General features: G+C 71.3%; 13 protein-coding genes. 6 read left to right on the top strand and 7 right to left on the bottom strand.

Annotated features, from left to right (window positions below):
* From Q0W60_RS16485 to Q0W60_RS16475, 3 genes are all read right to left on the bottom strand, one after another.
* Positions 1–339 (bottom strand): flagellin (locus tag Q0W60_RS16485; RefSeq protein ID WP_297697176.1); only part of this gene is annotated, 339 nt, incomplete at its 3' end.
* A gap of 205 nt (positions 340–544) precedes the next feature.
* The gene (locus Q0W60_RS16480) at positions 545–706 is read right to left on the bottom strand and encodes a hypothetical protein (RefSeq protein ID WP_297697175.1); all 162 of its coding nucleotides are present in this window, start codon (positions 704–706) and stop codon (positions 545–547) included.
* An 81-nt stretch (positions 707–787) separates the two neighbouring features.
* The gene (locus Q0W60_RS16475; protein WP_297697174.1) at positions 788–1,435 is read right to left on the bottom strand and encodes a J domain-containing protein; all 648 of its coding nucleotides are present in this window, start codon (positions 1,433–1,435) and stop codon (positions 788–790) included.
* Between the two features lie 52 nt (positions 1,436–1,487).
* Between Q0W60_RS16475 and Q0W60_RS16470 the strand changes: the two genes are divergently transcribed.
* The 4 genes from Q0W60_RS16470 (at position 1,488) to Q0W60_RS16455 (ending at position 5,535) form a co-directional block, all read left to right on the top strand.
* Positions 1,488–1,760, top strand: a complete 273-nt coding sequence (locus tag Q0W60_RS16470; RefSeq protein WP_297697173.1) for a BolA family protein — start codon at positions 1,488–1,490, stop codon at positions 1,758–1,760.
* Between the two features lie 66 nt (positions 1,761–1,826).
* Positions 1,827–2,333 (top strand): 2Fe-2S iron-sulfur cluster-binding protein, encoded by a 507-nt coding sequence (locus tag Q0W60_RS16465; protein ID WP_297697172.1) that lies wholly within the window; start codon positions 1,827–1,829, stop codon positions 2,331–2,333.
* Positions 2,330–3,277 (top strand): xanthine dehydrogenase family protein subunit M, encoded by a 948-nt coding sequence (locus Q0W60_RS16460; RefSeq protein ID WP_297697171.1) that lies wholly within the window; start codon positions 2,330–2,332, stop codon positions 3,275–3,277. Before Q0W60_RS16465 ends, Q0W60_RS16460 begins: the two co-directional genes overlap by 4 nt.
* Positions 3,277–5,535, top strand: coding sequence for a xanthine dehydrogenase family protein molybdopterin-binding subunit (locus Q0W60_RS16455; protein WP_297697170.1), 2,259 nt, complete (start codon positions 3,277–3,279; stop codon positions 5,533–5,535). Before Q0W60_RS16460 ends, Q0W60_RS16455 begins: the two co-directional genes overlap by 1 nt.
* Here the strand turns inward: Q0W60_RS16455 and Q0W60_RS16450 are convergent.
* The 4 genes from Q0W60_RS16450 to Q0W60_RS16435 form a co-directional block, all read right to left on the bottom strand.
* Positions 5,532–5,897, bottom strand: a complete 366-nt coding sequence (locus Q0W60_RS16450) for a response regulator (protein WP_297697177.1) — start codon at positions 5,895–5,897, stop codon at positions 5,532–5,534. The genes Q0W60_RS16455 and Q0W60_RS16450 overlap by 4 nt on opposite strands.
* A 197-nt stretch (positions 5,898–6,094) precedes the next feature.
* A complete protein-coding gene (locus tag Q0W60_RS16445; RefSeq protein ID WP_297697169.1) occupies positions 6,095–7,372 on the bottom strand; it encodes an HlyC/CorC family transporter in 1,278 nt (425 codons plus the stop codon).
* Positions 7,369–8,481: a 3-dehydroquinate synthase gene (gene aroB / locus Q0W60_RS16440; protein ID WP_297697168.1), complete on the bottom strand. Its 1,113-nt coding sequence runs from the start codon at positions 8,479–8,481 to the stop codon at positions 7,369–7,371. The genes Q0W60_RS16445 and aroB overlap by 4 nt, the downstream gene beginning before the upstream one ends.
* Complete coding sequence (locus tag Q0W60_RS16435; protein WP_297697167.1) at positions 8,478–9,026, bottom strand: shikimate kinase; 549 nt, start codon at positions 9,024–9,026, stop codon at positions 8,478–8,480. Before Q0W60_RS16435 ends, aroB begins: the two co-directional genes overlap by 4 nt.
* A 66-nt stretch (positions 9,027–9,092) precedes the next feature.
* Here Q0W60_RS16435 and Q0W60_RS16430 point away from each other — a divergent pair, with 66 nt between their 5' ends.
* Entirely contained in the window at positions 9,093–10,388 is a 1,296-nt protein-coding gene (locus Q0W60_RS16430) for a hypothetical protein (protein WP_297697166.1), read from the top strand.
* Positions 10,385–11,308, top strand: a complete 924-nt coding sequence (locus Q0W60_RS16425) for a tyrosine recombinase (protein WP_297697165.1) — start codon at positions 10,385–10,387, stop codon at positions 11,306–11,308. Before Q0W60_RS16430 ends, Q0W60_RS16425 begins: the two co-directional genes overlap by 4 nt.
* Positions 11,309–11,465 lie beyond the last annotated feature (157 nt).

The raw sequence follows: 11,465 nt of genomic DNA, 5'->3' as shown, positions 1-11,465 counted from the left end.
GTACTGGGTGCGCGAGGCGTCGTCGACGCCCGCGTCGGAGGCCGCCAGGGCCTTCTGGCGCATCTGGTTGAGGATGTCGGTGAGCTGCGAGCCGGCCTGCAGCGTCGTGTCGAGGACCGACTTGCCGTTGTTCAGCGAGTTCATCACCGCGTCGAGCGAGGAGGCTTGCGCCTTCTCCGTCTCGGCGATGGCCCAGATGGCGCCGTTGTCCTTCGCGCTGCCGATCTTCAGGCCGGTGTTGATCCGGTTCTGGGTTTCGGCCAGCGCCGCCTGCGTCGCGTTCAGGCTTTGCAGCGCGATCATCGAGGCGACGTTGGTGTTGATCGAATTCATGGTCATGGAAGGCGTCGTCCTTGTTCAAAGGATCCGGCGTCGTTCTGACGTCGGGGGCGTTTTGCCCATCCGCCGCCGACGCAACCTCCGCGCCAGGGCGCCTGCGCTGATTTGATTCAGCTTTTCCGCTTCACGAGCGAAGGATCGGCGAAAGCTGCCGGGCTGGCTCGGCAGGTTTTGACTCAACGGCCCGGCAAGTTCTGCCGCGGGCTCAGCCGTTCGCCTTCTGTCGACGACGCTCCTGGGCCTCCAGGTCGCGCCAGCCCCTGGCGATCTGCATGTAGGCCAGGCGTTCCGATTCGCTGGTGGCTCGCGCGGCGTGGCGTTCCGCCTCCTCCGCCCTGTGACGATAGCCCTCGGCCAGGTCATCCATCGCGGCGCGACATATCACGGCCACGCTAAGATGTCGAACGCGACCGTGGCCGCGGGGGAAGCCGGTCGGGTCGCGAGCCCCCTAGACCATCCCCGCCTTGCGCAGCGTCTGATAGGCCCGGATCACCTTCTGCAAACGGTGCTCGCCGGCCCGGTCGCCGCCGTTGGCGTCGGGATGCAGCCGGCGGACGAGCTCGGTGTAGCGGCCGCGGATCTTGGTCCCGTCGGCGCTGTCCTCCAGATCGAGCTCGGCCAGGGCGTTCCGCTCCAGCTTGCCGAGATTGCGGTCCGGCGGCTCGGGCTGGGGGCGGAAGCCGCCCCGGCCGAACAGGTTGAACGGATCGCGATAGCCCTCGCCGCGCGCGAAGCGGTGCTGGAAGGCCGCGGCCTCGCGGCTGAAGCGCCCGGCCTTCATCTCCCAGGTCGGACGGCCGCCGGTGAAGCTCTCATTCTGCTGGTAGGCGCGCACCTCGCCGTCGCTCATCCCGGCGAAGAAGTTCCAGTTGCGATTGTACTCGGCGGCGTGCTGCTGGCAGAACCAGTAGTGCTCGTCCAGCATCTCCCGGGACTTGGGCGCACGCGCCGTGGCCGCCAGCCGGCAGCCGGGGTGGTCGCAGGCCCGCTCGCCCGGCTTCAGCGCATGGACGTCGTCCTCGCGCGCCTCCTCGCCGCGCGGCGGTCGCACCCGGATATCGACGAACTTGGGCTTGTATTGAAACGCGCCGGCCATGCGCCAAGTATGGAGGCAGAAAACCCCTGTTCAAGAATTGAAGATGCCGCTGATGGGCGCCATACTCGAAGCGATCCACGACAAGCTGACCTCCGCCTTCCGGCCCGAGCGGCTGGACGTCGAAGACGATTCCGCCCGCCACGCCGGCCATGCCGGATCGCGCCCCGGGGGCGAGAGCCACTTCAACGTCACCATCGTCGCGGAGGCCTTCCGCGGCGCGCCGAAGGTGGCCCGTCAGCGCATGGTCTATCGCGCGCTCGCCGAGGAGCTGGCCGGCCCCGTGCACGCGCTTTCGGTCAAGGCTCTGGCGCCGGGCGAGAGCTAGCGTCTAAGCTAAACGAGCGTTTCAATCCGCTCATCCCGCCGGGATGCGGACTTCCGGGAGGGGTGTTTGAAGACCACCATCACCGTCAACGGCGCGGCGCGGACGCTCGATCTCGATCCGCGCACCACCCTGCTCGACGCGCTTCGCGAGCACCTGCGTCTCACCGGCTCGAAGAAGGGCTGCGACCATGGCCAATGCGGCGCCTGCACGGTGTTGGTGAACGGGCTGCGGATCAACGCCTGCCTGTCGCTCGCGGTGATGCACGACGGCGACGAGGTCACCACCATCGAAGGGCTCGGCAGTCCCGAGAAGCTGCATCCGATGCAGCAGGCCTTCCTGACCGAAGACGCCTTCCAGTGCGGCTACTGCACGCCCGGCCAGATCTGCTCGGCGGTCGCCCTGCTTGGCGAGGTGGAAGCCGGTTGGCCGAGCCAGGCCACCCAGGACCTCACCGGCAAGGTCGCCCTGACCGACGAGGAGATCCGCGAGCGGATGAGCGGCAACATCTGCCGCTGCTCGGCCTACCCGCAGATCGTCGCGGCGATCAAACGCGCCGCCGGGGCCCTGGCATGAGGCCGTTCACCTACGAGCGCGCCCGCGATCCGCAGGCCGCGGTGAAGGCGGCGGCCGAGACCCCCGGGGCCCGCTTCCTGGCCGGCGGCACCAATCTGCTGGACCTCATGAAGCTGGAGATCGAGCGGCCGCAGCATCTGATCGACGTGGGCCGCCTTCCGCTCGGCCAGGTCGAGGAGACGCCCGAGGGCGGCCTGCGCATCGGATCGATGGCCAGCAACACGGCGCTCGCCGCCGACGCCCGCGTGCGCTCGCGCTATCCGGTGCTGACCCAGGCGATCGTGGCGGGCGGCTCGCCGCAGCTGCGCAACAAGGCGACCACGGGCGGAAACCTGCTGCAGCGCACTCGCTGCGCCTACTTCTACGACACCTCCAAGCCCTGCAACAAACGCGAGCCCGGCTCGGGTTGCGGAGCGCTCGAGGGCCTCAACCGCAACGCCGCCATCCTCGGCGCCAGCCACGCCTGCATCGCCACCCACCCCTCGGACATGGCCGTGGCGCTGGTTGCGCTGGACGCCCGCGTGGAGACGCTCGCGCCCGACGGCGACGCCCGCGAGTTTCCCCTGATGGAGTTGCACCGGCTGCCGGGCGAGACGCCGGAGGTGGAGACCCACCTTATCCGAGGTGAGCTGATCACCGCGGTCGTGCTGCCTCCGCCGCCGGAGGGCGGGCAGGTCTACCGCAAGGTCCGCGACCGCGCCTCCTACGCGGCCGGTCTGGCGAGCGTCGCCGTCGCCGGCGGCCGGGTCGCGCTCGGCATGGTGGCCCACAAGCCCTGGCGCGCCGCCGAGGCCGAAGCCGCCCTCGCCGGCGGCGCCTCGCCGGAAGCGGCCATGGACGCCGAGCTCGCATCCGCCAGCGAGACCGGCCGCAACGGCTTCAAGATCACGCTCACCGCCCGCCTCGGGGCGGCCGCCATCGCCGAAGCGAAGGGAACCCGCTGATGAGCTCCGTCGCCGACTATGCGCTTCCCAATCCCGTCACGGACAACCGCTCCGGGCTGATCGGCAAGGGGGTGGACCGCTACGAGGGGCCGCTGAAGGTCACCGGCTCGGCGCCCTATGCCTATGAGGTGACCCCGCCCAGCCCGCCGGCCTATGGCGTCATGGTGCCGGCGACGATCGCCTGTGGCCGGATCATTGCGGTCGACGCCAAGGCGGCCGAGGCCTCGCCCGGCGTCGCGGCGGTCTGGACCCACCTCAACGCGCCCGAGCAGGCGCCGCGCGGAACCCGCGTGCATCCGCGCTCCACCGCCCCATCCCGGCCGGTGCTGGAGGACGACCGCGTCCGCTTCTTCGGCCAGCCGGTCGCCTTCGTGCTCGCCGACACCCTGGAGAACGCCCAGGCCGCCGCCCACCTCGTGCAGCTCACCTATGAGGAGCAGACCCCCGACGTCGACTTCCATGGCCAGCTCGCCAAGGCCGAGCAACCGCCCGGCGAAGAGGACGTGGAGATCGGCGACTTCGCCAACGGCTTCGCCCAGTCGCCGGCGAAGCTCGATGAGACCTGGTGCACGCCGATCCAGAACCACTGCCAGATGGAGCCCTGCGCCTCGATCGCGTGGTGGGATGGCGAGACCTGCGTCGTCCACACGTCCGTGCAGATGGTGAAGCCCGCGCAGCATGGCCTGGCCGAGACGCTGAAGATCGACCGCGACGCCGTCCACCTGATGACGCGCTACATCGGCGGCGGATTTGGCGGCAAGGGCCAGACCTACGACGACATCACGCTGGCGGCCCTCGGGGCCCGGTTCCTCGGGCGGCCGGTGAAGGTGGCCTACAGCCGTCAGCACATGATGCACGGCACCATCCATCGCCCCGCCACCGTGCAGCGCGTCCGCCTGGGCGCGACCAAGGACGGCCAGCTCACGGCGATGTCGATCATGACGACGACCCATTGTCAGCGGGACGGCCATTTCACCGAGCACGCCTCCAACTTCGCCCGCAGCCTCTATGCGGCGCCCAACCGGCTGACCGGCCACCGGCTGATCCACCTCGACCTGCCGGGCGCCGGGCCGATGCGCGCGCCGGGCGAGGCCTCGGGCATGCTCAGCCTCGAATGCGCCATGGACGAGCTCGCCGAGGCGCTCGGCATGGATCCGATCGAGCTGCGCATCAAGAACGAGCCTGAGGTGGATCCGGAGACCGGCAAGCCGTTCTCGCTGCGCCAGCTCGTCCGCTGCATGCGGGAGGGGGCGCAGCTATTCGGGTGGGACCGGCGCAATCCCAGGCCCGGCCAGGCGCGCGACGGGCGCTGGATGGTGGGCATGGGCATGGCCGCCGCGATCCGCGGCAACTTCCTGCTGCCCGCCAAGGCGAGCTTCTCGGTCGACCGCCACGGCGTGATCACCGTCCGCCAGGGCATGACCGACATCGGCACGGGCTCATACACGGTGCTCGCCCAGATCGCCGCCGAGACGCTCGGCGTGCCGCTGGCCGACGTGCGCGTGGAGATCGGCGATTCCGAGCTGCCGCCGGCCCCCGGCTCGGGCGGCCAGTTCGGCGCCGCCACCGCCGGCTCGGCGGCGCTCGCGGCCGGCATGAACCTGCGCAAGGCGATCGCCGATCTGGCCGCGAACGATCCGGGCTCGCCCTTGCATGGCGGCCCGGCCGAGGCGGTGACTTTCCAGGACGGAGTCATCGCCATCGCCAACCGCTCCGAGAGCCTGGCCTCGCTGATCGCCCGGGCGGCGCCCGAGGGCCTGACGGTCGAGGGCGAACACCGGCCGGCCGCCGACGCCCGCAACTGGAGCCAGCACACCTACGGCGCCCACTTCTGCGAGGTGGGGGTCGACCCGGTCACCGGCGAGACCCGCATGCGGCGCATGCTGGGCGTGTTCGCCGCCGGTCGGATCATCAACTACAAGACCGCCCGCTCGCAGCTCACCGGCGGGATGATCTGGGGCGTCGCCTCGGCGCTGACCGAAGGCAACGCCGTCGATCCGCGGTACGGCTCGCTGGTGAACCAGGACCTCGCCAGCTACCTGGTGCCGGTGCAGGCCGACATCGGCGAGCTCGACGCCATCATGCTGGACGAAGCCGACGACAAGGCCAATCCGCTCGGCATCAAGGGCGTGGGCGAGCTCGGCATCTCCGGGGCGGGCGCGGCGGTGGCCAACGCCATCTACAACGCCGTGGGCGTGCGCGTCCGCGACTACCCGATCACGCCCGACAAGCTGCTCGGGGCGATGCTGGCGCGCTAGTCCACCGCGGCCCGCAGCTCGCTCAGCACGCGGGCGAGGTCGCCTTCGCGGAACGGCTTCTGGAGCACCGGCGAGCCCCGGTCGGCCTCGCGCAGGCCAGCGTCGCCGTAGCCGGTGGCGAACGCGAACGGCCGGCCACGCTCGCGCAGCAGGTCGGCGAGCGGGAAGATCGGCTGGCCGCCCAGGTTGACGTCCAGCACGGCGCAATCGATGTCGGCGGTCCTGGCGAGCTGCATCGCTTCGTCGAGCCGCGAGGCGGGGCCCACGACCAGGCAGCCGAGCTCGCTCAGCATGTCCTCGATCAGCATCGAGACCATCATCTCGTCTTCCACGACGAGCACCCGCAGCCCCTCCAGCTTCAGGTCAGTCATTCGGTCGGCTCCGGATTAGGCTGGCGGCTGCCGTGCGACAGCCGAACGAGGCTAGACGATGAATTGAGATTGGCGTTCGCCGCCCGACGTCCCTGTGGCTCATTTCTGTATGGCGATCCCCCGATCACGCAAGCTTAGCTGAACGCAATTTTTGCGGCCAAGGTTCCATCGTCGTGCGATTAAGCATCCTAGCCCACGGCCGGCGCGGGCGGAGAAATCTGCAACCGGGTGATCTGATTGCCTTTGCGCTCGATCACCTGCACCTGGTGCCCGCAGACCCGGAAGCTTTGGCCGACCTCCGGGATGGTCTGGGCCTCGTTGATCAACAGCCCCGCGACGGTCACCGCCTCGTCGTCCGGCAGATCCCAGTTCATCGCCCGGTTGAGGTCGCGGATGGTGACCGCGCCGTCGACCGAGACGGAGCCGTCGGGCCCGGGCCTGACGTCCGCGTCGTCGATGTCGTACTCGTCCTCGATCTCGCCCACGATCTCCTCGAGGATGTCCTCGAGCGTCACCAGTCCGGCCAGCGCGCCGTACTCGTCGACCACCAGGGCGAAGTGGGTCTTGCGCTTCAGGAAGGCGGCGAGCTGGTCCTTCAGGCTGGTCGTCTCGGGCACGAACCATGGCTCCCGGGCGACGGCGGCCACGTCGATGGCCGAGATCTCGCCCTTGGCGTCGGCGATCGCCTGCAGCAGGTCCTTGACGTGCAGCACGCCCACGATGTTCTCGGGGTCCTCGCGATAGAGCGGCAGGCGCGTGTGCGGGCTCTTCAGCGCCTCGTCCAGCACCTCGGCGGGGGGCAGGTCCGCATCGATCAGCACGATCGCCTTGCGGTGGACCATCACCTCGCTGACGTCGAGTTGGGCGAGGTCGAGCACGCCGCCCAGCATCCAGCGGTCGCGGCTCTCCACCAGGCCCTCGGCGTGGTGGTACTCCACCGCGCCGCGGATCTCCTCGTGCGCGGCCAGCACGTCCATCTCCATGGACATCTTCACCCCGAACAGGCCGAGCGTCTTTCGGATCACCCACTGGATCGCGTAGATGATCGGCCCGAACGCCTTGACCACGAAGTAGGTCGGCCAGGACAGCAGCCGCGCCACGTCGTCGGAGCGCAGGATCGCCAGCGTCTTCGGAAGCACCTCGGCGAACACCAGCACCAGCACGGTCATCACGCCCGTTGCGACGGCGACGCCAAGCGCGCCGGGGATGGTGCGGGTGAGCACCTGGGTCGCGAGCGCCGAGGCCAGGATGTTGATCAGGTTGTTTCCGAGCAGCACCGAGCCGATCATCGTCTCCTGATCGGAGAGCAGCCGGTTGACGCGCCGGGCCGCGCTGTCGCCGTCGCGCTCCAGCTGGTGCATGCGCGCCCGGCTGGCCCCGGTCATCGAGGTCTCCGCCGCGGAGAACACCGCCGAAAGCGCCAGCAGCCCGAAGATGATCGGCGCGAGCGCGATGAGCGCGGTCATGGCAGCGCCCCTTCGGCCAGCAGGAAGTCGCGTACGAAGCCCGCCTCGACGTCCTTGGCGACGAACGCATCGCCCAGCCCGCGCGCCAGGATGAAGGTGAGCCTGCCGCCCTCGGCCTTCTTGTCCTGCGCCATATGGGCGACCAGGGCGTCGGCCGTGAACGGACCGCCGGCGACTTCGGAAAGCCGCGTCGGCAGCCCCGCGGCCGCGATCGCCGCCTCCGCCCGGCGGGCGTCCTGGGTGCGGCAGAGCCCCTTGGCTGCGGAGAAGCGGAAGGCCATGGCCTGCCCCGCCGCCACCGCCTCGCCGTGCAGCAGCGCCGCGCCGTAGCCGGTCTCGGCCTCCAGCGCGTGCCCGAAGGTATGGCCGAGGTTCAAGAGCGCGCGGCGGCCCCGTTCCGTCTCGTCCTCGGCGACGATCTCGGCCTTCATCTCCACGGAACGCGCGACGGCCTGTGCGAGCGCCGCCGGATCGCGGGCCAGGACCTTCGGCCCGTTCGCCTCCAGCCACTCGAAGAAGCCGAAGTCGCCCAGGAGGCCGTACTTGATCACCTCGGCGTAGCCGGCGCGCATCTCGCGATCGGGCAGGGTCTGCAACACGTCGAGGTCGGCCAGCACCAGGCGCGGCTGGTGGAAGGCGCCGACCAGGTTCTTCCCGGCCGCCACGTCGATGGCCGTCTTGCCGCCCACCGACGAATCCACCTGCGCCAGCAGCGTCGTGGGGATCTGCACGAAGTCGATGCCGCGCTTGTAGATCGCCGCCGCGAAGCCCGCGAGGTCGCCCACCACCCCGCCGCCGAAGGCGATGATCAGGTCGCCCCGGTCGAGCTCAAGCGCGAGCAGCCGGTCGGTCAGCTCGGCGAGGCCGGCAAAGCTCTTGGTCTGTTCGCCCGGCGCGAGGGTCACCGGCGGGGCGGCGATGCCTTCCGCCGCAAGCGCGGCCGTGAGCCGCTCGCCATGCAGCGCCCAGACGGTCTCGTCGCTGACCACCGCCGTGCGCCGGCGTCTCAGCAGAGGGGCGATCCGGCGGCCGGCCTGATCCAGCAGGCCCGGCCCGATCTCCACGTCGTAAGCCCGCGCGCCCAGGCCCACGACGACGCGGCGCGTCATCGCGGGTGCTCCTCCAGGAAGGCGGTGAGCGCCCGGATCACCTGCTCGACGGTGACGTGATGGGCGGAGTCGCCCGTCTCCACGACCACGTCGGCTTCGCCGTATGCGGGATATCGGGCCTCGGCCTGGCTGCGCAGCACCTCCAGCGGGTCCTTGCCGACCAGCAGCGGGCGAGTGGCCTTGCGTGAGACGCGGCGCGCCAGGACGTCGAGATCGGTCTTCAGCCACACCGAGACGGCCCGCGAACGGATCAGCTGGCGGGTTTCCGCATTCATGAACGCGCCCCCGCCGGTCGCCAGCACGTGCGGCGGCTGGTCCAGAAGCCGCGCGATCACGCGTCGTTCGCCGTCGCGGAACGCGGCTTCCCCCAGCTCGGCGAAGATGTCGGGGACCGAGCGTCCCGCCGCGGCCTCGACCTCCGCGTCGGCGTCGCGGAACGGCAAGCTGAGCGCATTGGCGAGGCGGCGGCCCACGCTCGACTTGCCGACGCCCATCAGGCCCACCAGGGCGACGGTCTTGTGACGCAGCGGTTCGTAGCGGTCCATCAGCGGCGAAGGCTTACACGAGGCGCCGCGCTCGCGCCAACTTCGCCGCCCAAGTATGCTCCCGCCATGTCCCGAGTCCTTGCGTTTCTCGCCGCCGTCGCGATCGTCGCGGAGGCCGCCCCTGCGTTCGCGCAGCCGGCGACGCCGCCGCCCGGCGCCGCAATTGGCGCGCCGCCGCCCCCCGCGCCGGCGCCAGCGCCGCCACCGACCGTCGCGCCGCCGCCGCCGGTGCAAGTCACCCAGCTCGCCGCGCCCGACGCCTTCTCGACGCCCGGCCGCGACACCGGCCTGCCGCCCACGCTGTGGCGCGGCGCCTCACTGGCGATCGTCAAGGCTGTCCTGCCGCAGCTCGCCGAGCGGACGCTTCCGCCGGCCGCAGCTGCTCTCGCGCGCCGGGTGCTCGCGACCGGCGCGCCGGGCCCCGAGGGAGCGGGGTCCGATCCGGCCCTGACCGCCGCGCGCGCCGCGGCGCTGATCGCGCAGGGCGATCCGCAGGCGGCCGCCGCCATCCTCGCCCGCGCCCCCGGGCTCGACCGCAACGCCGATCTGGCGCGCGTCGCCGCCGAGGCCGAGCTGCTCGCCGGTCGCGACGGCCACGCCTGCCAGATCGAGGAGGGGCTGACCTCCGGGCGCGACGACATCTATTGGCTTCGCTTGCGGACCTATTGCGAGGCGGTCGCCGGCAAGTCCGCCGAGGCGCAGCTCACCTTTGACGTCGCCCAGGCGCAGGCCAAGGATCCGGTGTTCGCGCGGCTGATGGCGGCCAAGCTCGCCGGCGCGGGCGATCCGGGCGCAGCCTCGCTGCGCAGCGGCCTCGACCTGGCGCTCTCCCGCAGCCTCGGCCTCGATCTCTCCCAGGCGAGGGCCTCGCCCGAGGTGGCCGCCGCGCTCGCCGCGGGCGGCCCGTCCGAACCCGCGTTCGACGTTGCCGCCGCCCCGCCGGACCTCGCCCCGACCGTCGCGGCGCTCGTCGGGGCGGACCCGCTGCCCCCCGCCGGGCTGGAGCGCCTGCTCGATGCCGCCGAGGTCCGCGAGCCGAAGGCGCGCGCCCGCGGGCAGGCCGCGGCCCTGCTCTGCGCGCCCTTCTTCGAGCCGCTGGGCCCCACCCTTCGGGCGCGGGTGGCCGCGCTCAACGTGCCGCAGGGCCGCGCCTCCGCCGCGCGCCTGATGATCCTCGCCGACGCCGCAGCCGACCAGCGGCTCGGCGAGACGGCGCTGGTGGCGCTTTGGCTGACAGCCGAAGCGGGTCCTGCGGGCCTTAGCCCCGGCGAGCGGGCCCAGGTCGTGCGCGCTCTGCGCCGCGCGGGATTCGAGCGCGACGCCCGCGCCTTCGCCCTCGAAGGACTGCTGGCGCTCAAATGAGCGGCGAGCGGGGTCAGGGCGCAGCCTGGGCGGAGGCCTTCTTGGAGATGATGGCCGCCGAGCGCGCGGCCGCGAAGAACACCCTGGTCGCCTATGCCCGCGACCTCGAAGACGCCGCGGGCTTCCTCGCCGCCCGCGGTCGCGATCTCAGCCAGGCCGCCGCCGAAGACATCGAGGCGTACTTCGCGGCGCTTGGCGCGCGAGGGCTCTCGGCCGCCACCGCCGCACGGCGCCGCTCGGCCGTGCGTCAGTTCTACCGCTTCGTGCTGGGCGAAGGCTGGCGGAACGACGATCCCTCCCGCCGGGTCGACGCGCCGAAGAAGGGCCGGACGCTTCCGAAAGTGCTTTCGCGCGAGGAGATGGACCGGCTGATCGCCGCCGCCGGCGCGCGCGAGGCCGCCCGCGGCGTGAGGCTGGCCTGCATGGTCGAGCTCGCCTACGCCTCGGGCTTGCGGATCTCGGAGCTCACCGGCCTGACCCTGGCCGCCCTGGCGCGCGACCCCGCCTACCTGATCGTCAAGGGAAAGGGCGGAAAGGAGCGCCTCGCCCCGTTGAACGACGCCGCCCGCTCGGCGGTGAAGGCCTATCTCCAGGTGCGCGCCGCGTTCCTGCCGAACGGCAAGGCGAGCGCCTGGCTGTTCCCCTCCCGCGGCAAGACCGGCCGGCTCACCCCCCGCCGTTTCGCCCAGCTGCTCGACGAGGCCGCCGCCGCCGCGGGCATCGATCCGGCCCGGGTCAGCCCGCACGTGCTGCGCCACGCCTTCGCCACGCACCTCCTCGAAGGCGGCGCGGACCTACGCGTTGTCCAGACGCTGCTGGGCCACGCCGACATCGCGACCACCCAGATCTACACCCACGTGGCGGGCGATCGCCTGCGCGAAGTGGTGGCGACCAAGCATCCGCTGGCCAAGAAGCGTTGACGCAAAGACGAGGCCGCCCGCCGGGGGAGCGGCCTCTGAAGTCGGGATGCGGTCGGACCCGCTAGAGCGTTCGGCCATCGAGTTGAATCGATTGTGATCGCGGCTGGGATTCCGCAGGGGGGCGGCATGTGAGTCCATGAGGCTTCCTGATTCGGGG

The organism is Phenylobacterium sp., assembly GCF_025934275.1.
Lineage (GTDB): Bacteria > Pseudomonadota > Alphaproteobacteria > Caulobacterales > Caulobacteraceae > Phenylobacterium.
Note: the sequence above shows the minus strand (reverse complement) of the source record. Positions and strands in the feature narration are given on the sequence as shown.

Bases quoted from the DNA above. Each gene is read 5' to 3' on its own strand.
- aroB (WP_297697168.1), bottom strand. From the start codon at position 8,481: ATGACGCGCCGCGTCGTCGTGGGCCTGGGCGCGCGGGCTTACGACGTG.
- Q0W60_RS16460 (WP_297697171.1), top strand. From the start codon at position 2,330: ATGAGGCCGTTCACCTACGAGCGCGCCCGCGATCCGCAGGCCGCGGTG.
- Q0W60_RS16455 (WP_297697170.1), top strand. From the start codon at position 3,277: ATGAGCTCCGTCGCCGACTATGCGCTTCCCAATCCCGTCACGGACAAC.
- Q0W60_RS16430 (WP_297697166.1), top strand. From the start codon at position 9,093: ATGTCCCGAGTCCTTGCGTTTCTCGCCGCCGTCGCGATCGTCGCGGAG.
- Q0W60_RS16445 (WP_297697169.1), bottom strand. From the start codon at position 7,372: ATGACCGCGCTCATCGCGCTCGCGCCGATCATCTTCGGGCTGCTGGCG.
- Q0W60_RS16480 (WP_297697175.1), bottom strand. From the start codon at position 706: ATGGATGACCTGGCCGAGGGCTATCGTCACAGGGCGGAGGAGGCGGAA.
- Q0W60_RS16425 (WP_297697165.1), top strand. From the start codon at position 10,385: ATGAGCGGCGAGCGGGGTCAGGGCGCAGCCTGGGCGGAGGCCTTCTTG.
- Q0W60_RS16470 (WP_297697173.1), top strand. From the start codon at position 1,488: ATGGGCGCCATACTCGAAGCGATCCACGACAAGCTGACCTCCGCCTTC.
- Q0W60_RS16435 (WP_297697167.1), bottom strand. From the start codon at position 9,026: ATGGACCGCTACGAACCGCTGCGTCACAAGACCGTCGCCCTGGTGGGC.
- Q0W60_RS16475 (WP_297697174.1), bottom strand. From the start codon at position 1,435: ATGGCCGGCGCGTTTCAATACAAGCCCAAGTTCGTCGATATCCGGGTG.